This is a genomic window from uncultured Sphingomonas sp., from assembly GCF_913774285.1.
Lineage (GTDB): Bacteria > Pseudomonadota > Alphaproteobacteria > Sphingomonadales > Sphingomonadaceae > Sphingomonas.
On record NZ_CAJYHX010000028.1, the window covers coordinates 155,597 to 177,723 of the forward strand.

Annotated in this window: 22 protein-coding genes and 1 tRNA gene; 9 read left to right on the forward strand and 14 right to left on the reverse strand. The window is 69.4% G+C overall.

The window, feature by feature from the left end; translation table 11 throughout:
• Positions 1–38 precede the first annotated feature (38 nt).
• Complete coding sequence (locus tag QZ670_RS14900) at positions 39–620, forward strand: TIGR00730 family Rossman fold protein (protein WP_294256761.1); 582 nt, start codon at positions 39–41, stop codon at positions 618–620.
• Positions 620–1,543 carry a phytoene/squalene synthase family protein gene (locus QZ670_RS14905; RefSeq protein ID WP_294256762.1) on the forward strand — a complete coding sequence of 308 codons (924 nt, stop codon included), beginning with the start codon at positions 620–622 and terminating at the stop codon, positions 1,541–1,543. Before QZ670_RS14900 ends, QZ670_RS14905 begins: the two co-directional genes overlap by 1 nt.
• Positions 1,544–1,549: 6 nt before the next feature.
• Here the strand turns inward: QZ670_RS14905 and QZ670_RS14910 are convergent, their stop codons facing one another.
• The 4 genes from QZ670_RS14910 to ftsE are packed head-to-tail and all read right to left on the reverse strand — an operon-like array spanning position 1,550 to position 4,351.
• Positions 1,550–2,233 (reverse strand): lysophospholipid acyltransferase family protein, encoded by a 684-nt coding sequence (locus QZ670_RS14910; protein WP_294256763.1) that lies wholly within the window; start codon positions 2,231–2,233, stop codon positions 1,550–1,552.
• Positions 2,233–2,772: a YdcF family protein gene (locus tag QZ670_RS14915; protein ID WP_294256764.1), complete on the reverse strand. Its 540-nt coding sequence runs from the start codon at positions 2,770–2,772 to the stop codon at positions 2,233–2,235. The genes QZ670_RS14910 and QZ670_RS14915 overlap by 1 nt, the downstream gene beginning before the upstream one ends.
• The gene (locus tag QZ670_RS14920) at positions 2,769–3,653 is read right to left on the reverse strand and encodes an FtsX-like permease family protein (protein WP_294256765.1); all 885 of its coding nucleotides are present in this window, start codon (positions 3,651–3,653) and stop codon (positions 2,769–2,771) included. Before QZ670_RS14920 ends, QZ670_RS14915 begins: the two co-directional genes overlap by 4 nt.
• Positions 3,650–4,351, reverse strand: a complete 702-nt coding sequence (gene ftsE / locus QZ670_RS14925; RefSeq protein ID WP_294256766.1) for a cell division ATP-binding protein FtsE — start codon at positions 4,349–4,351, stop codon at positions 3,650–3,652. The genes QZ670_RS14920 and ftsE overlap by 4 nt, the downstream gene beginning before the upstream one ends.
• 167 nt (positions 4,352–4,518) lie before the next feature.
• Between ftsE and QZ670_RS14930 the strand changes: the two genes are divergently transcribed.
• Positions 4,519–5,214 (forward strand): zinc-ribbon domain-containing protein, encoded by a 696-nt coding sequence (locus tag QZ670_RS14930; protein WP_294256767.1) that lies wholly within the window; start codon positions 4,519–4,521, stop codon positions 5,212–5,214.
• On the opposite strand, the gene QZ670_RS14935 is transcribed toward QZ670_RS14930, so the two are convergent.
• Positions 5,186–6,544 carry an MATE family efflux transporter gene (locus QZ670_RS14935; protein WP_294256768.1) on the reverse strand — a complete coding sequence of 453 codons (1,359 nt, stop codon included), beginning with the start codon at positions 6,542–6,544 and terminating at the stop codon, positions 5,186–5,188. The two genes, QZ670_RS14930 and QZ670_RS14935, sit on opposite strands and share 29 nt — an antisense overlap.
• 129 nt (positions 6,545–6,673) lie before the next feature.
• On the opposite strand from QZ670_RS14935, the gene QZ670_RS14940 reads away from it, so the two are divergent.
• The 4 genes from QZ670_RS14940 (at position 6,674) to QZ670_RS14955 (ending at position 11,507) form a co-directional block, all read left to right on the forward strand.
• A tRNA-Leu gene (locus tag QZ670_RS14940) sits at positions 6,674–6,760 on the forward strand.
• Between the two features lie 167 nt (positions 6,761–6,927).
• Positions 6,928–9,504, forward strand: a complete 2,577-nt coding sequence (locus tag QZ670_RS14945; protein ID WP_294256769.1) for a TonB-dependent receptor — start codon at positions 6,928–6,930, stop codon at positions 9,502–9,504.
• An 81-nt stretch (positions 9,505–9,585) separates the two neighbouring features.
• Positions 9,586–10,923 (forward strand): M28 family peptidase, encoded by a 1,338-nt coding sequence (locus QZ670_RS14950; RefSeq protein WP_294256770.1) that lies wholly within the window; start codon positions 9,586–9,588, stop codon positions 10,921–10,923.
• Between the two features lie 47 nt (positions 10,924–10,970).
• Positions 10,971–11,507: an NADPH-dependent FMN reductase gene (locus QZ670_RS14955; RefSeq protein WP_294256771.1), complete on the forward strand. Its 537-nt coding sequence runs from the start codon at positions 10,971–10,973 to the stop codon at positions 11,505–11,507.
• A 119-nt stretch (positions 11,508–11,626) separates the two neighbouring features.
• Here the strand turns inward: QZ670_RS14955 and QZ670_RS14960 are convergent, their stop codons facing one another.
• The 5 genes from QZ670_RS14960 to argH are packed head-to-tail and all read right to left on the reverse strand — an operon-like array spanning position 11,627 to position 16,238.
• Positions 11,627–12,577: a zinc transporter ZntB gene (locus tag QZ670_RS14960; RefSeq protein WP_294256772.1), complete on the reverse strand. Its 951-nt coding sequence runs from the start codon at positions 12,575–12,577 to the stop codon at positions 11,627–11,629.
• Positions 12,574–13,329, reverse strand: a complete 756-nt coding sequence (locus QZ670_RS14965; RefSeq protein WP_294256773.1) for an NAD(P)-dependent oxidoreductase — start codon at positions 13,327–13,329, stop codon at positions 12,574–12,576. Before QZ670_RS14965 ends, QZ670_RS14960 begins: the two co-directional genes overlap by 4 nt.
• Entirely contained in the window at positions 13,326–14,585 is a 1,260-nt protein-coding gene (gene lysA, locus QZ670_RS14970; protein ID WP_294256774.1) for a diaminopimelate decarboxylase, read from the reverse strand. The genes QZ670_RS14965 and lysA overlap by 4 nt, the downstream gene beginning before the upstream one ends.
• A gap of 34 nt (positions 14,586–14,619) precedes the next feature.
• Entirely contained in the window at positions 14,620–14,865 is a 246-nt protein-coding gene (locus QZ670_RS14975) for a hypothetical protein (RefSeq protein ID WP_093296414.1), read from the reverse strand.
• Positions 14,862–16,238, reverse strand: coding sequence for an argininosuccinate lyase (gene argH / locus QZ670_RS14980; RefSeq protein ID WP_294256775.1), 1,377 nt, complete (start codon positions 16,236–16,238; stop codon positions 14,862–14,864). Before argH ends, QZ670_RS14975 begins: the two co-directional genes overlap by 4 nt.
• On the opposite strand from argH, the gene QZ670_RS14985 reads away from it, so the two are divergent.
• Complete coding sequence (locus QZ670_RS14985; protein WP_294256776.1) at positions 16,237–16,821, forward strand: TlpA disulfide reductase family protein; 585 nt, start codon at positions 16,237–16,239, stop codon at positions 16,819–16,821. The two genes, argH and QZ670_RS14985, sit on opposite strands and share 2 nt — an antisense overlap.
• Here the strand turns inward: QZ670_RS14985 and QZ670_RS14990 are convergent, their stop codons facing one another.
• A complete protein-coding gene (locus QZ670_RS14990) occupies positions 16,822–17,760 on the reverse strand; it encodes an alpha/beta hydrolase (protein ID WP_294256778.1) in 939 nt (312 codons plus the stop codon).
• A gap of 49 nt (positions 17,761–17,809) precedes the next feature.
• On the reverse strand, positions 17,810–19,630 hold the full coding sequence (locus QZ670_RS14995; RefSeq protein WP_294256779.1) for an ABC transporter ATP-binding protein/permease: 1,821 nt from the start codon (positions 19,628–19,630) through the stop codon (positions 17,810–17,812).
• A gap of 90 nt (positions 19,631–19,720) precedes the next feature.
• On the opposite strand from QZ670_RS14995, the gene QZ670_RS15000 reads away from it, so the two are divergent.
• Positions 19,721–19,957 carry a hypothetical protein gene (locus QZ670_RS15000; RefSeq protein WP_294256781.1) on the forward strand — a complete coding sequence of 79 codons (237 nt, stop codon included), beginning with the start codon at positions 19,721–19,723 and terminating at the stop codon, positions 19,955–19,957.
• A 132-nt stretch (positions 19,958–20,089) separates the two neighbouring features.
• On the opposite strand, the gene QZ670_RS15005 is transcribed toward QZ670_RS15000, so the two are convergent.
• Together QZ670_RS15005 and hisC are read right to left on the reverse strand one after the other, a co-directional pair.
• Positions 20,090–20,998, reverse strand: a complete 909-nt coding sequence (locus tag QZ670_RS15005) for a prephenate/arogenate dehydrogenase family protein (protein WP_294256783.1) — start codon at positions 20,996–20,998, stop codon at positions 20,090–20,092.
• Positions 20,998–22,092, reverse strand: a complete 1,095-nt coding sequence (hisC, locus tag QZ670_RS15010; RefSeq protein WP_294256784.1) for a histidinol-phosphate transaminase — start codon at positions 22,090–22,092, stop codon at positions 20,998–21,000. Before hisC ends, QZ670_RS15005 begins: the two co-directional genes overlap by 1 nt.
• Positions 22,093–22,127: the final 35 nt, after the last annotated feature.

The window sequence follows — 22,127 nt, forward strand, 5'->3', positions numbered from 1 at the left end:
GCCAAAACACGCTATCAGCCCCGCCACAGGAGCATGTCATGAAGCGTATCGCCGTCTATTGCGGCTCGGCCAGCCCGGCCGATCCGGTCTATATCGAAGCCGCCCGCACCCTTGGCCGCACACTCGCCGAGCGCGGCATCGGCGTCGTCTATGGCGGCGGCCGCCTCGGGCTGATGGGCGCGGTTGCCGATGCGGCGCTGGAGGCCGGCGGCGAGGTGATCGGCGTGATCCCCACCCTGCTCGTCAATGCCGAGGTCGCGCATCGCGGCCTTACCAGCCTCGAAGTCTGCGAGACGATGCACGAGCGCAAGGCGCGCTTCACCGAGCTGGCCGACGGGTTCATCAACCTGCCCGGCGGCACCGGTACCATGGACGAGCTCTGGGAGGCGATGAGCTGGGCGCAGCTCGGCTATCATGCCGATCCGATCGGGCTGCTGAACATCGCCGGCTATTACGACAAGCTGGTCGAATTCTGGGAGCATATGGGAACGATCGGCTTCGTCCGCCCGCAGCACCAAGGGCTGCTGCTGGTCGACTCCACCATCGACGGCCTGCTGGCCAAGATGGCCGAGGCCCAGCCGGTGGTGCCGATCGCACAGCTGCGCCGCGAACAGCTGTAATGCGCTTTCCCGGCCGCGATGCGATCGTCGCGACCGCGGGCGAATCGATCGCCCGCGGCTCGCGCAGCTTCGCCGCGGCCAGCAAGCTGTTCGATCCGAAGACCCGCGAGCGCGCCTGGCTGCTCTATGCCTGGTGCCGCCGCTGCGACGATATCGTCGACGGGCAGGACCATGGCCACGGCATGACGCGTGTCGCCGATCCGGCAGCACGGCTGGCGGAAGTGCGCGCGCGCACCGCGGCGGCACTGGCAGGGGAATGGGTCGGCGACGCCGCGTTCGACGCGTTGCGCATCGTCGCGGCCGAGACGCACATGCCGCACCGCTTCGCCTGGGACCTGATCGACGGCTTCGCGCTCGACGCCGAAGACTGGCGCCCCCAGACCGAGGACGATCTGCTGCGCTATTGCTACCATGTCGCCGGCGTCGTCGGCTGCATGATGGCCGTCGTGATGGGCGTGGCGCCCGACGAGGAGTCAGTGCTCGACCGTGCCTGCGACCTCGGCCTCGCCTTCCAGCTCGCCAACATTGCCCGCGACATCCGCGAGGATGCCGAAGCCGGACGCTGCTACCTGCCCTCGGACTGGCTTGCGGAGGTCGAACTGACGGCAGCGAACCCGATGGCCGACCGGAACGCGCTGGCGATTCTCGGCACCCGCCTCGCCGATCGGGCGGAAGGCTATGAGCTCAGCGCGCGCGGCGGTGCGGCGGCGCTGTCGTTCCGCTCGGCCTGGGCGGTGCTGGCGGCTGCCGACATCTACGGCGGGATCGCACGGAAAGTGCGCGCGCGCGGCCCGCATGCCTGGGACAGCCGCACCACCACTTCGGGCGGCGAGAAGCTCGCCGCGATCGCGAAGGCCTGGGGGGCGGCCTATCGCCGCGCGCCGACGCCGCGTCCGGCCGGCTTGTGGACCCGGCCGCGCTGATCCGCCTTACCCGTTCAGCGCATTGATCGCCGCGTGCACCCGCGCCTCGATCTCGCGGCGGGGCAGGCCGGGCGGGATCGGCTCGCCGAAGCGGAAGACGATTTCTCCGGGACGCATCAGCCCCTTGCGCGGCCAGACCGTGCCGCTGCGCACCGCTACCGGCACCACCGGCAGATCGAGCGCACGGTAGAGCCCCGCAAAGCCCGAACGCAGCGGCGGCGCCTCGCCGGGCGGCACTCGCGTCCCCTCCGGGAAGATCAGTACCGAGCGCCCGCTCGCCCGCGCCGCCTGCGCCGCCCGCATCATCGCCCGCAGCGCCGTCGCATTGGCCTCGCGATCGACCACGATCGTGCCGTAACGCTGCGCCGCCCAGCCCCAGAGCGGAATCTGCGCCAGCTCGCGCTTCATCACCGTCGCCGGGCTGCCGAGCATCCGGGTCAGCTCCAGCGCCTCGAAATAGCTTTCATGCTTGCCAGCGAACAGCAATTGGCCGTCCGGCACGCGCCCCTCGATCCGCAGCCGGGCCCCCACGATGGCGTGCACCGACCATTGCAGCAGCCACGCCCAGAAGTTCGAATAGGCACGCAGGAATCGGCTGCCGAACAGCGCCGCGACCGGCACGCACAACACCAGCACGATCGACACGCCGTAGAAGAAGATGCGGAACAGCACCGTACGCACCACGTCCATCAATCGACCCCCAGCAGCAGCGCCCCCCGGCGCACCAGATATTTGTGATATTCGCGCAGCAGCATTCGCCAGCCGGGGCGGCTCGGCACCCCATCCCCGACGATGCTTATACCCTGCAGCACATGGCGCAGCTCCAGCCGCGCCCGCGCCATATGCCAGTCCGAGGTGACCAGCCGCACGCTGCGATAGCCATGGTCGCGCACCCAGCGCCCGGTCTCATCGGCATTGGAGCGGGTGTCGACCGCCTCGTGGCCGAGGTCGACGCAGCAGCGGAACAGCGCGCGATCGTCGGGAAATTGTGCGGCCAGTTCGCGCGGTCGCACGTCCGGATTGACCCCGCTGACCAGCATGCGCTTCGCATCCTCGCGCCGCAGCGCATCCAGCCCGCGTTGGATTCGCCCAGGCCCGCCGGTCAGCACCACGACGGCGTCGGTGCTGTGCGCGCCGAGCGGCTTGCCGAGGCTGAACAGGAACAGCGCGAAGCCCGCGCTCCAGGCCAGCGCCACCAGCACCAGGAGGAAGAACAGCCGCCGAATCACAGCTTGCGCCCCAGCGTATGGAGCACGGTGAGCCGCGTCGCCACGGTGGCGAGCAACGCGAAGCCGATCGGCAGCAGCAGGAGCAAGGTCCAGTCGACCGGCGCCAGCGTCGCGCCGCCCAGCACTTCCGATCCGGTCAGCGCCAGCTTGGTCTGGAACAAGGCGACCAGCGCCAGCGCCGCCAGCGTGCCGATCGCGCCGCCAAGCAGCGTGTCGCGCGCGATTCGGCGCTGGAGGAGGCGCGCTACCTGGAGGTCGGTCGATCCGAGCATATGCAGCACGTCGATGGTATCGCGGTGCGTGTCCAGCCCCGCGCGCGCAACGAGCAGCGCGACCCCGGCGGTCGCGGCCGCGATCACCAGCACCAGCCCGATCGCGACCAGCCCCAGCGCCCCCAGCAGCCCGCGCACCGGGGAAAGCCAGCGCGCGCTGCTGTCCACCCGCGCCTGCGGCGCCACGCGGCGGGCGGCAGCGGCCACCCGCGCGGCCGATCCTCCCGTGGCGGTCACGTCGATCAGCACCGGCATCGGCAGCTCGGGATCGAGCCCGACATCGCCGAGCCACGGCTTGAGCAGCGCCGCCAGTTCAGCACGATCGGCCTCGCGCACGCGGGTGACGCCGGGCACCTTGGCGAGCGCCGCGACCAGCGCCTTGGCCCGCGCGTCGCGCAGGCTTGCATCGGGTTCGACCAGCTGCACGGTCAGCTGCCCGGCAAGCTGGCGATCGAGCCCGACGGCCGAGCGTTCCACGCCCAGACCCAGCGCACCCGCCAGCACGGTGAGGAACAGCATGATCCCCATGATGCCCGCCATCACCCAGCCGCGCTGGCGTTGCCCGAGCAGCCGCAGGTCGATCGCGGCGCGGTGCCGGAAGCCGTTCATGCGCCCCCCGGCGGATGGCGGAGCAGGCCGCTGGGATCGACCAGCTTGCCCTTCTCGACGCGCATCAGCTGCGCGCGCGGGATGCGGCCGATCAGGTGGAGATCGTGGGTCGCCACAACGATGGTGGTGCCCAGCCGGTTGAGCGCCTCGAACAGGTGGAGCAGCCGGTCCGCCATCTCGGGATCGACGTTGCCGGTCGGTTCGTCGGCAACGAGGATTTCTGGCCTGGCGATCACCGCGCGGGCGATGGCGATGCGCTGCTGCTCGCCGCCCGACAGCGTCGGCGGCTTGGCGGTGACGCGCGCGCTCAGCCCCACCCAGGCGAGCATCTCCATCACCGGCGCTTCGATCTCGCTCTCGCGCACGCCCGCCACGCGCAGCGGCAACGCGACATTGTCATAGGCGGAGAGCTGCGGGAGCAGGCGGAAATCCTGGAACACCACGCCGATCCGGCGGCGGAAGCCGGGCAACCGCGCGCGCGGCAGGGCGCCCGCATCCTCGCCGAACAGCCGCACCGCGCCGCGCGTCGGCCGCTGGGCGAGATAGAGCAGCTTGAGCAGCGAGGTCTTGCCTGCGCCGGACGCGCCGGTGAGGAAATAGAAGCCGCCCGTCGCCAGCGTGAAGCTTACGTCCGACAGCGTCTCCGGTCCGGTCCCATAGCGCAGGCCGACATTCTCGAAGTGCACGATGTTGCCCATGCGCCGTGCGGCCCGGCCTCCTGTTCGCTTTGCTACCCCCGCCGCCATCGCACAGCCCCGGATGCCGCTCAAGCCGCCGTCCGTCCCAAGCCGCTTGCTGGCCCGAATCGGCCCCGCTAGACTCGCACGTCCCGTCGCGTTTCGGGCGGGTACCAGGGGGTTTGGGCATGATCTTGGAGTGCAGCCAGTGCGGATCGCGCTACGAGGTGCCGGATTCGGCGATCGGCCCCGACGGCCGCACGGTGCGCTGCGCCAATTGCAAGCATAGCTGGTTCCAGTCGGGCGCGCCGCTCGAGCTGACCGCGCCGGCGCCGGTCGTGGCACCGGAGCCGGAACCCGAACCCGCACCGCTCCCCCCGCGCAGCTTCGCGGCGGCCGATCCTGATCCGGCGCCGGCGCCGAGCTACGATCCGTTCGACGAACCCGCGCCGAAGCAGCGCCACGGCATCCGCTGGACCATCGCGGCGCTGGTCGCGCTCGTCTCGGTGCTGCTCGGCGGCGCGGCGCTGCTCTACTGGAAGGCGCCGCAGGTGCTGACCCAGCTCGGCCTGCCGATCGGGGGCGCGAATGCGCAGCTGGTGTTCAGCGAGAAGAACGTGGCCCTCCAGGCACGGGCGGACGGCAGCAAGCTGTTCATCGTCTCGGGCAAGGTGCTCAACGACAGCGGCGCGGCCCAGCATGTGCCCGACATCCGCATCCAGCTGCTCGATGGCGAGCGCCGCGAAGTCTATAGCTGGCGGATCACCCCGCCGGTCCGCACGCTGGAGCCGCAGGGCGGCTTCGACTTCAACGGCGCCAAGGTCGACGTGCCGAGCGGCGCCAAGTCGGTGAAGCTCAGCTTCGTGAGCGAATTCGACGGGTGACGACGAGCAGGCGGCCGCCGTCGAGCAGCGCCGCCGCGACCATGCCGAGCCCCGAGGCGAGCACCAGCGCCTGCGGCCCGCATCCCGCCTGGACCAGCCACAGCCCCACCCCGCCGGTCACCAGGAAGAAGGCGAGGATGCCGTTGACGCCCGCCGCGACCTGGTCGCCCAGCGAGCGCAGCGCGTAGACGAACACCACCTGCACGCCGTCGAACAGGATGAACGGCGCCCACAGCAGCAGCATGGTCGCAGCCAGTCCGTGCACCTCCGCCGGCGCGGGGAAGCGCTCGACCACCAGCATCGGCACCAGCAGTAGGCAAGTGGCGAGCAGCCCGGTGGCGAGCGCGGCGAGCAGCGCGGCGATGCCGGCGCGCCCCGCCGCCGCCTGCGGCACGCCCTCGCCGACGGCGTTGCCGACCCGCACGCCCGCCGCCGAGCCCAGCCCCAGCGCCACCGCAAAGGTGACGTTGTGGATCGAGAAGACGATCTGGAAGGCATGCGCGGTTGCCTCGCCCAGCTGGGTGGAGAGCGCGATCAGGATCGAGAAGCCGACCAGCTCTAGTCCCGACGCCACCGCCGGTACCACGCCGAACCGGGCGAGTGCCCAGGCACCGCGCCACGTCTCCGCCCGCCCCCAGTCGCCGAGCAGGCGAACCCCGCGCGGTTCGGCACGCGGCAGCGTCCAGGCGGCGGCCAGCATGCCGATCGCGCCGAGTGCCGAGGCAATGGCGGTGGCACTCGCCGCGCCGACCGCGCCGAGCGCCGGAAGCCCCCAGGCGCCGGTAGCCAGCAGCCAGGCAAGCAGCGCGTTGATCGGCAGCACCGCGAGGTTGACCACCGTCACCCGCGCCGGCCGGCTGACTCCTTCGAGGAAGAAGCTGGTCGCGATGTTGAGCAGCTGGAAGGGATAGGCAAGCGCCATCACCTGCACCACCGGCGTGCTCGCCGCCACCAGATCGGGCGCGACGCCGACGCCCGCGAGCAGCGGCGCCGCGAAACCGAACAGGATGCCCATGCTCGCCAGACCGAGCAGCAGTGCGAGCAGCAGCCCTTCGTGCAGCACCCGGCCGGTCTGGCGCAGCTCCCCCGCGCCGTCGGCCCGCGACACATGAACGAGAACGCCGGTGAGCGCCCCCAGCCCGATCACGATTCCCGGGAAGGTGATCGTCCGGCTCGCACCCAGTGCCGCGACCTGATGGGTGCCGGCCAGGCCCACCACCACGACGTCGGTCACATGGAGAATCGTCCAGTTGAGCCCGGTCAGCATCACCGGCCAGGCGAGCGCGAGGAGACGGCGCGTTTCGGCGGCGAGCGGGGTGGAAAGGGGCATGGCCGGGGGCATAGGCGCAAGTGCTTGTGCAAGAAACCCGCACAAAGCGGGTTGCCAGCCCCATTTCGCTTTGCTAGGGGCCGCTGCCTTACCAGCCGCTGGTATGGAAATGCCGGCGGAAATTCACGTGCGGTCGTGGCGGAACTGGTAGACGCGCAACGTTGAGGTCGTTGTGGCCGAAAGGCCGTGGAAGTTCGAGTCTTCTCGACCGCACCATGAATGAAGAGGATGGGGGCTCCGGCCCCCATTTTCGTATCCGCGCAACGGCCGCGACAATTTATCCGATAATCCGGCACAGTTTTGCGACATGTGCGTCGTACCCCGGTTCATGGACGAGCGGGCCTGCGGGCCCGCTTATGATTCGAACAAGGGACGGAATAACGATGAAGCGACTGGGGACCACCCTGGCAGGACTGTTGGCGGGCGTATCGCCGCTGGTGGCGCAGGCACAGACGACGACGGCAACGTCGACACCGCAGTCGGGCGGCCGCCCCGTCCAGAACCAGCCGAGCGCGCCGGCCCAGGACGATCCCTATACCGACGAGATCGTCGTCACCGCCAGCGAGCCGCGCGGTGCTGTGAAGGGTGATATCCCCCCCGAGATTCAGCTGAACCAGGCCGATATCCGCGCCTATGCGGCGTCCTCCGTCTCGGACCTGCTGACCCAGCTCGCACCGCAGACCGGCAGCGGGCGCGGCAGCGGCATGCCGGTGGTGCTGCTCAACGGCCGCCGGATTTCAAGCTTCGCCGAAATCCGCGACCTACCCACCGAAGCGATCGAGCGGGTCGACATTCTGCCGGAGGAAGTCGCGCTCAAGTTCGGCTATTCGGCGGACCAGCGCGTCGTCAACTTCGTGCTGCGCGAGCGCTTCCGCGCGCTCACCACCGAGCTGCAGGGCGGCGTGCCGACCGAAGGCGGCAACAGCACCCAGCAGGTGCAGGCCGACATCCTCAAGATCAACCGCGATCGCCGCGTCAATCTCGACGTGAAATACCAGGGCACGACGGGCCTGCTGGAGAGCGAGCGCAACGTGCTGCAGACCTTCAACGACGGCAGCGGCGTCAACCAGGCGCCCTATCGCACGCTGGTCGCCCCCAGCCAGGACCTCACCATCAACGGCAGCTACGCGCGCAACCTGAACGAGAAGGTGGGCGCGACGGTCAACGGCACGCTGGAGGTGCAGCAGAGCGAGGCACTGCGCGGGCTGGCGCTCGCCCAGAGCGCAGCACCGCTCGCGCTGACCGCCGATCCCAGCCCGCTCACCGCGAGCAGCCGCACGATCACCGCGCACTTCGGCACCACGCTCAACGGCGACGGGCTGCCCTGGAGCAACGCGTGGAGCTGGTCGCTCACCGGCAATTATGATCGCGTCGAAAGCAAAACGATCACCGATCGCGGCTTCGATTCGCTCGGCGCCGCACGCCCGGCCGATCGCGGCAACTCAACCTCGAATGTCGGCACGTTCGACGCGCTGCTGCGCGGGCCGCTGTTCGCGCTGCCGGCGGGTGACGTCTCCACCTCGCTGCGGATCGGCGGCAGCGTCAGCGGCTTCGACAGCACCGCCTTCCGCAACGGCCTGGCGAGCGGCGCCTCGCTCTCGCGCAACATCGCCAGCAGCCAGCTCAACATCGACCTGCCGATCGCCAGCCGCCGCCGCGACGTGCTCCAGCCGCTCGGCGACCTGACGATCAACGGCAATGTCGCCGTGCAGCACCTGTCGGACTTCGGCACGCTGACCACCACCGGCTACGGCGTGAACTGGTCGCCGTTCAAGCCGGTGCGGCTGCTCGCCTCCTGGACCGATGCCGAGGATGCGCCGACCACCAGCCAGCTCGGCGGCCCGGTTGTCGCCAGCCCGAACACCCGCGTGTTCGACTATCGCACCGGCCAGACCGTGACGGTCACGACGATCACCGGCGGCAATCCGACGCTGCAGGCGGAGAAGCGCCACGTCATGAAGCTGGGCCTGGAACTGCGCCCGCTCGAGAAGACCGATCTCTCGATCCGCGCCGACTATGTCACTAGCCGCATCCGCAACGACATCGCCACCTTCCCCGCCGCCACGGCGGCGATCGAGGCGGCGTTCCCGGATCGCTTCGTCCGCGACCCCGACGGCGATCTGGTGAGCATCGACAATCGCGCGGTGAACTTCGCCGAGAACAACACCCAGCAGCTGCGCTGGGGCTTCAACCTGTCGGTGCCGATCAAGTCGTCGCTCGAGAAGAAGATCGCCGCAATGCGCGCCCAGCGCGAGAAGGAACGCGCCGATGCGATCGCCGCGGGCAAGCCGTTGCCCGCGGAAGGCCAGGCGCGGCTGTTCGGGCAGGGCCAGAACGGCCAGCGTCCGCCGTTCGGCGGCAGCCTGTTCGGTCCGCCGCCGGCCCCTCCGGCGGGCGCGGCACCGGGCGGTGGCGGCCCGGGCGGCGGTGGCTTCCGCGGCCGCGGCGGCTTTGGCGGTCCCAATGGCGCGCTGGCCGGTCGGCTGCAGTTCAGCCTCTACCATACCTGGTATTTCAAGAATCAGATCAAGATCCGGGACGGCGTGCCGATCCTCGACCTGCTGCACGGCGACGCCGCGGGCAACAATGGCGGCCAGCCGGCGCACCAGATCGACGCACAGGCGGGCTTCACCAAGGACGGCGTCGGCATGCGGCTCGGCTTCAAGTGGCAGAGCAGCACCAGCGTCTATACCGGGCTGAACAACACCAACCAGCTCAACTTCGGCGATCTCGGCACGTTCAACCTGCGCGTGTTCGCGGACCTCGGCCGGCAGTTCAAGCTGGTGCGCGCGCATCCCTGGCTGCGCGGCACGCGGGTGAGCCTGGGTGTCTCCAACATCCTCAACAGCCGCCAGCGGGTGACCGACCAGACCGGGGCGGTACCGCTCAACTACCAGCCCGATCTGCTCGACCCCACCGGCCGCGCGGTGACCCTCAGCATCCGCAAGCTGTTCTTCTGACGGCCAGGCGGGCGCGGCGCCGGTTGCGCGCCGCGCCCGCTTGGCCCATCACCCGGTGCGAACCGTATGGGGGGATGGCGAATGAAGCGTGGGTTGCTGCTGGCGGCATGGGCCGCCGCGAGTCTGCTGGCACTACCGGCACAGGCACAGGTGAGTGCCGACTGGGTGCGCGCGCACGAGACCTTCCTCGCCGGCGACGAGCTGCGCGGCCGCGGCAGCGCAACGCCCGACGAGGCGATCGCCGCCGCCTATGTGGCGGCGCAGTTCCGCGGCTTCGGCCTCCAGCCTGCGCCTGGCATGGACGGCTATCTGCAGAAGGCCCCGATCAGCCGGCCGAAGCTCAAGGCGCCGATCACCCTCACCGCCAACGGCCAGGCCGTGCCGGGCGCCGTGCTGCTGGTCGGCGACGGCACCGGCAGCGAGGGCTTCGCCCGGCTCACGCCCGTCAAGGCGATGTCGCGCATGGCACCTGCCCCGGTGATGCTGATCACCGGCGAGATGCCCGTGATGCAGCTCTACCGGCTTGCCCGATCGTTCAAGACGCCGCGACTGCTGCTGGTCCGCGAGAGCGACGACACCAAGGCGATGATCAAGGGACTCCACGGCGAACCGCGCCTGCCTGGCGGACTCTACGGCGAATCGCGCGAGCCCAGCCCCTCGATCGTGGTGCTGCCCGCAGCCGCCTTCGACGCACTCGCGGCGCAAAAGGACCCCAAGGTCGCGCTCACCGTGCCGGTGGAAGAGAAGATCATCACCACCACCAACGCGATCGGCTGGCTGCCCGGCACCGACCCCAAGGCCGGCGTGCTGCTCTTGAGCGCCCATCTCGATCACCTCGGCGTCCAGGCCGACGGCACGATCCTGCACGGCGCCAATGACGACGCTTCGGGTACCACCGCGGTCCTCGAGCTCGCCCGCACGCTGGCGGCGAAGGGCAGGAGCAAGCGCGGCATCCTGTTCGTCGCCTATGGGTCGGAAGAGATCGGCGGTTATGGCTCGACCTATTTCGGTGCGCATCCGCCGGTGCCGCTCGACCAGATCGTCGCCAATGTCGAGGTCGAGATGATCGGCGCGCAGGATCCCAAGCTGCCCACCGGCACGATGATGATGACCGGGTTCGAGCGCTCGACCCTGGGCGAGACGCTCAAGGCGCACGGTGCCCTCGTCACCGCCGATCCCTATCCGGAGCAGAACTTCTTCCAGCGTTCGGACAATTATTCGCTCGCGAAGAAGGGTGTCGTCGCCCACACCATCTCGGGCTGGGCGGTGGTGCCGACCTATCACAGCAAGGACGATACGGTGGCAAACATCGACATCGCCTTCATGACCAAGGCGATCCAGTCGCTGGTCGAGCCGCTGCACGCGCTGGCCAACAGCGACGCCAAGCCGGAATGGAAGCCGGGCGGCAAACCCGAATGACGGCGCCCGTGCTGGCGCCCGGCGCCGGCTTGCTCTAGCGAGGTACCATGCACACGCCTCACATTGTCGCGCTGGGTGGAACGCTGCGCGCCCAGTCCAGCACCGGCCGCCTGCTCGCCGCCGCCCTCGCCCGCGCCGAGGCGCGCGGTGCGCGCACCACCCTGCTCACCGGGCCGGACATTGTCTTCCCGCATTTCGAGCCCGAGCATGGCGACACCGACGCCAGGGTGATGCGCTTCGTCGAGACGCTGCGCAGCGCCGATGCGGTGATCATCGGCTCGCCGGGCTATCACGGCACGCTCTCCGGGCTGGTGAAGACCGCGCTCGACTATGTCGAACTGCTCAGCCGCGACGACCGCGCCTATTTCGACGGGATGCCGGTGGGTCTGATCGCCACCGCGGCGGGCTGGCAGGCATCGGTCTCGACGCTGCAGGCGCTGCGCACCATCACCCACGCACTGCGCGGCTGGCCGACGCCGATGGGGATTGCAGTGAACACGGTGGAGACGCCGGACGTGGAGGCGCATTGCCAGAAGTCGCTCGACGTGATGGTCGGGCAGATCTTCGACTTCCTGAAGCGCTAGACCCACCATCCGTCATTCCGGCGAAAGCCGGAATTCATTGGGGTCTCCGCAGCTCTTCTGGCTGCAGCGGAGTGGCGAATGTATCCCGGCTTTCGCCGGGATAACGGCCTTGGGGCCCGCTATTCGAACCAGTGCCGGCGGAGGAAATAGCCGGTGATGCCGAGCGCCATCGCGAGGCACATCCCCACCACGCCCCAGAAGGCCCAGGGCTCGTGCGCATAGGGGATGCCGTCGACGTTCATCCCCAGCAGGCCGGTGAGGAAGGTCAGTGGCAGAAACACCATCGCGACGATCGCGATCACCAGCGAGCGCTGATCGAGCAGCTCGCCGCGCAGATCGGTGAGCGTCTCATGGGTCAGCGCGGCGCGCTCGCGGATGCTCTCCACTTCCTCCGCCATGCGCGCGGCGCGGTCGGCAGCAGCGGAGAGGTGGAGGCGGTCATCCTCGCGCAGCCAGTCGCCAGGCAGTCCGGCAAGCTTCTCGATCGCCGCGCGCTGCGGATTGAGAAAGCGGCGATAGCCGATCGCCTGCACCCGCACCTTGTTGACCATCCGCCGCAGCTCGAAGGCGCGGTGGCCGGAAATCTGCTCCTCGCAATCGTCGAGCGAATCGCCGAGCTCGGCGACGACGGGGTCGAGCTGCTCGGTGATCTCCTGCGCGATCGCGGCGATCAGGTCGCCGGGATCGAGGATCGTGCCCTTCTCGACTTCCTCGCGTACCGGCTGGAGCGCGTTGAGCTGCTTGCGCGTCACCGAGAAGACGCAGCCGCCCATGGCATAGATACGGATCGAGGCGAGCGGATCCGATGCCGTGGTCGCCTCGGCCGAAAGCCCGCGCAGGTTGATCACCGCGCCGTCGCCGACGGCGTCGCAGCGCGGCCGCGTCTCCGTCGCGGTCAGCGAATCGATGACGTAGGGGGAAAGCTGGGCCTCGCCGCTGAGCCAGAGCTGAGCCCGCTCGTCGTTGGTGGTGAGATGAATCCAGGTAAGGCCGCCCGTCTCCGAGAGCGCGGCGCGCATCGTCGGCTGGGTTACCTTTCCGTCCTTCACGACATAGGCAAAGCCGCTCACGCCGCCATCTCCAGCCAGAGCGACAGGCCTTCGCCAGGATCGGCGGGCGGGCGGGCGAGGATGCGCGCGGCATCGGCACGCGCGCGGTTGAGGATGGCGTCGGGCACGTCGCCTAGATGGAAAAGCCGGTCGGCCTGCGCAAGCAGCCGGGCGTGACGCAGCGTGAGGTCCTCGGGATCGGGCGAAGTCAGCCGCAGCGTGACGAGCTCGGCCCGGGGCGGGGCGCCCTCGGCGAGCCAGCGATCGACATCGCCGTCGCTTGCGAGCAGGTCGAGCATCCCGCCCTCTCCCAATGCGTCGGCCAGGGCGCGGCGTCGGGCACCGGCATCGGGCCAGCGCGCCTTCATCGCACTCCGGCTGCGCCCCAGTCCTCGGGCGAGCGCACCGAGGCTCGCCGGCAGCAGCGCTTCGAGCCGCTGGCGCAGCGCTGCCGCCAGCCCGGCCGAAACCCCGCCGGTGCCGATCGCGACCAGCACCGGATCGCGGTCGACGATCGCCGGCAGGGTGAAGTCGCACAATTCGGGCCGATCGACGCAATTGACCAGCACGCCCCGCGCCTTGAGCCGCGCAACCACGTCCTCGGGTTCCGCGAGCGCGACGATGGCGAGCGCGGCGGCATCGCCCTCGCCCACCACCAGCGCCCCGGCGCGATCGAGCAGGCGGCGCTTGGCGTCCGCCGGCTCGCCCTCGCCGACCAGAATCACCGGCCGCCCCGCGAGCTTCACGAACAGGGGCAGCGCGGCGAGCGTCACTTCAGCCAGTCCGGCACCTGCTCGGCGGCCATGATCTCCTCGGCGGAGATGCGACCGGCGACGATGGCGTAGCGGTCGCCCGAGACCAGCACCTCGGGCACCAGCGGGCGGCTGTTATAGGTGCTGGCCATGGTCGCGCCGTACGCGCCGGCCGTTTCCAGCACCGCGAGGTCGCCGGACTTCACGGCGTCGATCTCGCGCGCCTTCACGAACACGTCGGTGCTCTCGCACACCGGCCCCGCGACATTGGCAACAAAGCGCTCGCCATTGGGCTTCACCGCCGCGAAGCCGTGATAAGCATCGTACAGCGCGACCCGGGCGAGGTCGTTCATCGCCGCGTCAACCACCACCCACGGGTGGACCTGCCCAGGCTTCACCCACAGCACTTCGGTGACCAACACGCCCGCGCTGCCGGCAATGGTGCGGCCGGGCTCGAACATCAGCTCGACGTCCCAGTCCTTCGTCACCCGCGCGACCATCTCGGCATAGGCTTCCGGCGTCGGCGGCACCTCGCCGGGGCGATAGGCAACACCCAGCCCGCCGCCGAGATCGACATGGGTGATGGTGTGGCCATTGCCGCGGAGCTCGGCGAGCAGCCGCCCGACGCGCTCGAACGCGGCTTCCAGCGGCGCGAGGCCGAGCAGCTGGCTGCCGATATGCACCGCGATGCCGTGCAGATCGAGGCCGGGCAGCTTGCCGAGGCGATCGAAGATCGCCGGCGCCTCGCCGATCGGCAGGCCGAACTTGTTCTCCGCCTTGCCGGTCGAGATCTTCTCGTGTGTGCCGGCATCGACGTCCGGGTTCACCCGCAGCGCCGCGCGCGCGGTGAGCCCGCGCTCGGCGGCCAGCGCCGCCAGCACTTCGCCTTCCTCGACCAGCTCAAGGTTGAACTGGCCGATCCCGGCTTCCAGCCCCTTGACCAGCTCGCGCCGGGTCTTGCCGACGCCCGAGAAGACGATGTCCTTGGGCGCCACGCCCGCGGCCAGCGCGCGCGCCATCTCGCCGCCCGAGACGACGTCGGCGCCGAAGCCTTCGTTCGCCAGCAGCTTGAGCACCGCGAGATTGGGATTGGCCTTGATCGCGAAGGCGAGGTGGATGCGGCCCAGCGGCTTCAGCGCGTCGCGAAAGGCGCGGGCATTGGCCTGGAAGCGTTCGGTCGAATAGACATAGACGGGCGTACCCACCTCGGCGGCGATGCGCGCGAGGGGCAGCGATTCGACGTGCAGTTCGCCGTCGATCATCGAGAAATCGGTCATGGGCCTCTGGGTGCGGCGCGATTGGCCGCCAAAATCAGTTGGGTGGCAGGTCGAACTCGTCGCTCCGCCGCGCCTCGGACGCCTGGATCAGGTCGTCGCTGCGTGCCGGGCGAGTCTGTGCCGTGGGTTTGAGAAGATCGGGAGGCGTGGGCGTCGCCGCGGCGCCGTACGGCGCCACCGGCAGCGAGGCCCCCGGCGGCGGGGCCAGGGCCTCGCGCACGCCGCAACCGCTCAGTGCCAGCCCCAGGGCCGGTACGACGAGCAGCAGTCGCTTCCTCATGCTTCCTCCTCACGGCCCTTGCGAGCCGCTGCTATCGCCGCGCGAACGCGCGACGGTGCCGTGCCGCCGAAGCTGGTACGGCTGTTCACCGATGCGTCGACGCTGAGAACGCCGTACACGCGTTCGTCGATCCGTGCATCGATTTCCTGGAGCGCTTCGATCGGCAGCTGGTCGAGCCGGATGCCGTCCGCTTCCGCTCTCGCCACCGCACGACCGGTGATGTGGTGCGCCTCGCGGAACGGAATGCCGCCCTCGCGGACCAGCCAGTCGGCCAGATCGGTCGCGGTCGAGAAGCCGGCCTCGGCCGCCGCGCGCATCCGCTCGAGCCGGAAGGTCGCGCTCTCGACCATGCCGGTCATCGCCGCGATGCTGAGGCCGAGCAGGTCGTGCGCCTCGAACACCGGCGGCTTGTCGTCCTGCATGTCCTTCGAATAGGCGAGCGGCAGCCCCTTCATCGTCATCATCAGGCTGACCAGCGCGCCGCTGATCCGGCCCGAATGGCCGCGGACCAGCTCGGCCGCATCGGGATTGCGCTTCTGCGGCATGATCGAACTGCCGGTCGACCATTGATCGGACAGCGCCACGAAGCCGAAGGGCTGGCTCGCCCAGATCACGAACTCCTCGGCCAGCCGGCTGAGATGCAGGCTGCACTGCGCGGCGGCCGTCAGGTAATCAAGCGCGAAGTCGCGATCCGAAACCGAATCGAGCGAGTTGCGCGTGGGGCCGTCGAAGCCCAGCGCCTTTGCGGTGGCTTCGCGGTCGAGGTTGAAGCCGGTGCCGGCCAGCGCCGCCGAGCCGAGCGGGCACAGGTTCATGCGGGCGCGGGCATCGTGCAACCGCGAGCGATCGCGCGCGAACATCTCGAAATAGGCCATCAGGTGATGGCCCAGCGTCACCGGCTGCGCGACCTGAAGGTGCGTAAAGCCGGGCATCACGCTGTCGGCATGCTGCTCGGCCCGCGCCAGCAGCGCGTCCTGCAGCGCGCCCAGCGCCGCATCGGCCTGGTCGATCGCATCGCGCACCCACAGGCGGAAGTCGGTCGCGACCTGGTCGTTGCGCGAGCGCGCGGTGTGAAGGCGGCCCGCGACGGGGCCGATCTTCTCGGCCAGCCGGCTTTCGGAGAGCATATGGATGTCTTCGAGCGCCAGATCCTCGGGCACGCCGTTCGCGGCGAAGTCCTCAGCGACTTGGTCGAGGCCGGCGCCGATCGTCGCGGCGTCTTCCGCACCCACGATCCCCTGCTGGCCCAGCATCGCGACATGCGCCTTGGAGCCGCGCAGATCCTGCTGCCACATCCGCTTGTCGAAGGGGATCGAGGCGTTTATCTCGCGCATCACCGCGGACGGGCCTTCGGCGAAGCGCCCTCCCCACATGGAATTGGAGCTGTCCTTGCGCTCGGTGATCGGTCTTCTCCTTCTGGGCGCCCTCGCAGTCGCGGGGTGCGATAAGCAATCGCAGCCGTCTCAGCAAGCGAACGAAACGTCTGTCCCGGCAAACGCCGCTGCACCCGCGCCCGGCGGGACGGTAGACCGCAGCCACAAGGGCGAGGCGGCGCCGACGATCGGCTTCACCGACGCGGGCGGCAAGAAGACCACCCTCGCCGCGTTCAAGGGCAAGCCGGTGCTGCTCAACCTCTGGGCAACCTGGTGCGTGCCGTGCATCAAGGAGATGCCGACGCTGGATGCGCTGGCGGGCAAGACCGGCGACACGCTTGCGATTGTGCCGCTGAGCCAGGATCTCAAGGGAATGGAGGTGGTCGGCCCCTTCTTCCAGAAGAACGGGTACAAGCACCTCAAGCCCTATCTCGATACCGACACGGCATTTAGCGTGCAGATGGGCACCAACCTGCCGACGACGATCCTGTACGATTCCACGGGCAAGGAAGTGTGGCGGGTGACCGGCGACTTCGACTGGGCAGGCGCGGAAGCCGCCAAGCTGATCGCCGAGGCCAAGTAATCAGCCCATCCGGGCCAGCACCTCGCGCAGCCAGGCTTCCGTCTCGTCCACATGGGTCAGCGGCAGCATGTGGCCGCCATCGACCAGCGTCAGCGTGCCGCCGGCGATTCCCGCTGCGGTCCGCTCACCGTGCAGCGCCGGATCGAGCAGCGCGTCCTGCCGGCCATAGAGGATCGACACGGGCACCCGGATCTCACCATAGCGCGCGACCAGCGGCGGCATCGCCCGTTCCGCCATGCGGATCTCGAAGCTCCCCATCTGATAGGCGGAGGATCGCGCCGAGAGCACGCCGCCGCCCGCCGTGGCAAAGTCCGCCGGCACCGGATCGGGCGCGAACACCGCCTCGGCGCCGCGCTTGCCCATTGCCACCGCCATCGGCACCGCGATCGTCCAGGCGAGCACCTCTCGAACGCCCGGCGGCGCCATCAGCCCGCGGAACACCGCAGGCGGCCGATCGACCACCTGCGTCAGCGGCGCGATCAGGGCCAGTGCGCCCGGCACCTCGGGACGCTCGGTAGCGAGCGCCAGCGAGACAGCGCCGCCCATGGAATGGCCGACGACCAGCGGCTTTTCCAGCCCCAGTGTCTCGATCAATTGCGCGATCATCCGCCCTTGGGCGGCGAGATCGGGCCGCGGTCCAGCGAGGCGTGAATAGCCCCAGCCGGGACGGTCGACGAGGATCACGCGGTGGTCCCTGGCCAGCCGGCCGGCCAGCGAATGACTGAAGTTGCGCAGCTGCGCCATCAGCCCGTGGATCATCACGATCGCGGGGCCGGCGGCATCGGCGGCGCCGAGCTCGACGACATGCAGCCGCGCACCTGGCACGTCGACGAAGCGCCCGTCCGCCGGCACCATCTCTTCGGCCTTGCGCCCGACCCAGGCCGACCATCCGGCCAGCCCCAGTACGCCCACGCCCGCCAGTCCGAACGGTATCAGCATGCCCTTTCCCCTTCGCATACCGATATAACCGGCTTTGCAGGGAAAGGCTTCACTCCGCGACCGGTGCCTCGCCTTCCTCGCGCTCCTGCGCCTGCCGCGCCCACATCTCGGCGTAGATGCCGCCTTCGCGCAGCAGCTCGGCATGGGTGCCCTGCTCGACCACCCGGCCCGCCTCCAGCACGATGATCCGGTCGGCATGGACCACCGTCGACAGGCGGTGCGCGATGACGATCGTGGTCCGGCCCTGCTCGATCGATTCGAGCGTCGCCTGGATGTCCGCCTCGGTGCGGCTGTCGAGCGCGCTGGTCGCTTCGTCGAGGATGAGGATCGGCGGGTTCTTCACCAGCGTGCGGGCGATCGCCACGCGCTGCTTCTCGCCGCCCGAAAGCTTGAGCCCGCGCTCGCCCACCCGCGTGTCGAGCCCGTCGGGCAGCGCCTGGATGAAGTTCGCGATCGAGGCGCCGCGCACCGCCTCGGCGATCTCCGCGGGCGTGGCACCCTCGCGGCCATAGGCGATGTTGTAGCCGATCGTCTCGTTGAACAGCACCGTGTCCTGCGGGACGATGCCGATCGCGGCGCGAAGGCTCGCCTGGGTCACGTCGCGAATGTCCTGCCCGTCGATCGTGATGCGCCCGCCGGTCACGTCGTAGAAGCGGTACATCAGCCGCGCGAGCGTCGACTTGCCCGCGCCCGAGGGGCCGACCACCGCGACGGTGGCACCGGCCGGGATGTCGAGATCGATGCCCTTCAGGATCTGGCGATCGGCGTCATAGCCGAACTGCACGCCCTCGAAGCGGACATGACCCTGCTGGACGGCGAGCGGTTGCGCGTCGGCGGCGTCCTTCACCTCGGCGCCAGTATCGAGCAGGTCGAACATCGCCGCCATGTCGATCACGCCTTGCCGGATCGTGCGATAGACCCAGCCGAGCATGTCGAGCGGGCGGAACAACTGGCTGAGCAGCGTCGACACCAGCACCACGTCACCGGGCGTGAAGCGGCCGGTCGACCAGCCGAACACCACCAGCGCCATGCCCGCCGCGAGCATCAGGTTGGTGATCACCGCCTGGCCGATATTGAGCCAGGCGAGCGACGTTTCGCTGGTGACGGCGGCGTTCATATAGGCCGTCATCGCCTTGTCGTAGCGCGCGCTCTCGCGCGCTTCGGCGTTAAAATATTTGACGGTTTCGAAGTTGAGCAGCGAATCGACCGCATGCGCCACCGCGCCGGTGTCGAGGTCGTTCATCTTCTCGCGCAGCTTGGAGCGCCAGTCGGTCACCCAGCGGGTGAAGGCGATGTAGATCACCACCATCGCCAGCGTGCCCGCCACCAGCCACCAGCCGAAGCGCGTGCCGAAGATGCCGAGCACCATGCCGAGTTCGAGAATCGTCGGCGCGATGTTGAACAACAGGAAATAGAGCATCGTGTCGATGCTCTTGGTGCCGCGCTCGACCACCTTGGTCACCGCACCGGTCCGCCGGTTGAGGTGGAAGCGCAGGGACAGCTGATGGAGGTGGCGGAACACGTCCGAGGCGAGCCGGCGGGTCGCGTCCTGCCCCACCCGCTCGAACACCGCGTTGCGCAGATTGTCGAACAGCACCGTGCCCAGCCGCGCGGCGGCATAGCCGGTGACGAGTGCCACGATCAGCCACACCGCGTCGCGCGGGCCCGAGGCCATCCGGTCGATCGCCCCCTGCAGCGCGAAGGGCGCGCCGTAAACCTGCACCAGCTTCGAGCAGAGCACGAGCAGAAGCGCGAGCACGATCCGCACCCGCAGCCCCGGCGCATGGCGCGGCCAGAGATACGGCAGGAAGCGCTTCATCGTGCCGAACATGGGCCGGTCGAGCTTGGTGGACGAGGTTTCGGGAGGCATCCGCCCTAATCTGGGACGCGCGGCCACGCGACGCAACCACGGGAACAGCCCGAAGGTCTGTCCGTTGAATCGGGCAGGAGGTCATCTGCCATGGACCAACTGCTCTACGTACTGGCGATCATGGGCTGCAGCGACGATGCGCAGGCCTGCCGCCAGGTCCGCCTGGAACCCGCCCGCTATACGTCGCAGGTCGCCTGCCAGGAAGCCATGGAAGGCGCGCTTCGTCGCGCCACCGATGTCGACTATCCCGTCGTGCAGGCCGCGTGCCAGCGCCAGAGCGAACGGATGGTATCGCGCGAACCGCAGCGGCCGGTGACCGGGGGCTGAGAGCTCGCCCTGAAACCGTCATCCGGGCGAAAGCCGGAATCCATTGGGGTCTCCGCCACGGCTCTTGCTGAAGCGTTGAGGCGAATGGATTCCGGCTTTCGCCGGAATGACGGCTGCGAAAGCTCGTCGCGACTATTCGTGCGAGCGACCGAAGTCCGGGCGCGCATCGTCCTGCCCCTGGTCGATGATCGAGCGGCGGATCGCGCGGGTGCGGCTGAACAGCTCGAACAGCTCGTCGCCCTTGCCCCAGCGGATCGCGCGCTGGAGCGCGGTCAGGTCTTCGGTGAAGCGCTGGAGCATGTCGAGCACCGCCTCGCGGTTGCTCAAGAACACGTCGCGCCACATCGTCGGGTCCGAGGCGGCAATGCGGGTGAAGTCGCGGAACCCGCCGGCCGAATATTTGATCACCTCGGACTGGGTGACTTCCTCCAGGTCCGAGGCGGTGCCGACGATCGTATAGGCGATCAAATGCGGCAGATGGCTGGTCACCGCGAGGACGCGATCATGGTGCCCCGGCTCCATCGTCTCGACCATCGCGCCGAGGCGCCGCCAGAATTCGCTCACCCGCTCCACCGCCACCGGATCGCTGCCCTCGGGGGGCGTGACGATGCACCAGCGATGGTGGAACAGCGAGGCGAAGCCGGCAGTCGGGCCGCTATTCTCGGTTCCCGCCACCGGGTGGGCCGGGATGAAGGTCGCGTTCGGCAGGGAGTCCCGCACCGCCTCGATCACGCTGCCTTTCGACGAGCCGACATCGCTGACGATCGCCTCGGCGGGCAGGTCTGCGGCGATCTCCGCTGCCGCCGCCCCCATCGCGCCCACCGGCACGCACAGGATCACCAGATCCGCGTCGATCACCGAAGTCCCGGCGCTGTCCGCCACGTCGTCGCACAGGTCGATCGCCACCGCCGTCTCGCGCACGGCCGGATCGGCGTCATAGCCGGTCACCCGCACGCTCGGCATGTGCTGGCGGATGCCGCGGGCGATCGACGAGCCGATCAGCCCGAGGCCGAGAATGGTAACGCGCGCGAAGGGCAGCATCAGGCGCCGAGCAAGCGGCGCAGCGAGGCCGCCACGCCCTTGATCTCTTCCTCGGTACCGATGGTGATGCGCAGCCCGTGGGGCAGGCCCTGGCCGGGCAGCCAACGGACGATATAGCCGTCCTCCATGAGGTGCTTGTAGGCCTGCTCGCCGGTCACCTCGCCCTCGAACAGGACGAGCTGGAAGTTCGCCTTGGAGGGCACCGCGCGGACGCCCTTGTTGCCCATGCTGGCGATCTCGTCGGCGAACCACTGGCGCCACTGGGCGTTGTGCGCGCGGCTGTGCTCCACGAACGCCTTATCGCCCAGCGCCGCGATCGCCGCGCGACCCGCGCCGATGCTGAACGCGAAGGGCGCACGAATGCGGTGCATCGCGGCGATGATGTCCGGGTGGCCATAGCCCCAGCCCACCCGCTCCGAAGCCAAGCCGAAGATCTTGGAGAAGGTGCGCGTCACCAGCACGTTGGACTGGGTGCGGGCGAGTTCGAGCCCGCCGTCATCGTCCTCGGGATCGAGATATTCGGTATAAGCCTGGTCGAGCACCAGCAGCACGCTCTTGGGGAGCGCGGCGTGCAACCGGGCGATCTCCTCGCGCGCCGTGTAGGTGCCGGTCGGGTTGTTCGGGTTGGCCAGGAAGACGATCTTGGTCTTCTCGGTCACGCAGGCGAGGATCGCGTCGACATCGGTCGCATAGTCGCGATCGGGCGCCACCACCGGCGTCGCGCCGACGCGGCGAGCGGCGATGTCGTACACCGCGAAACCATAGCGGACATAGATGATCTCGTCGCCCACACCCGCAAACGCGCCTGCCGCCAGGTGCAGTACCTCGTCCGAGCCGGTGCCGTAGACGATCCGCTCGGGCTCCACCCCGTAATGCGCGCCCAGCGCCTCGCGGAGCGCGACCGCGCCGGCATCGGGATAGCGCTCCAGCTCGGTCGCGGCGGCGGCATAGGCGTCGCGCGCGGCCTGGGGCGTGCCGAAGGGATTCTCGTTCGACGAGAGCTTGGCGGCGGGCTTGCCCGAATCGGTGGTGGCGCGGCCCGGGACATAGGGGGCGATGGCCATCACCCAGGGCTTGGGGACGGGTGCGTTCATGGCCGGGGGATTGGCGGAATGGCAGCCGATTGGCA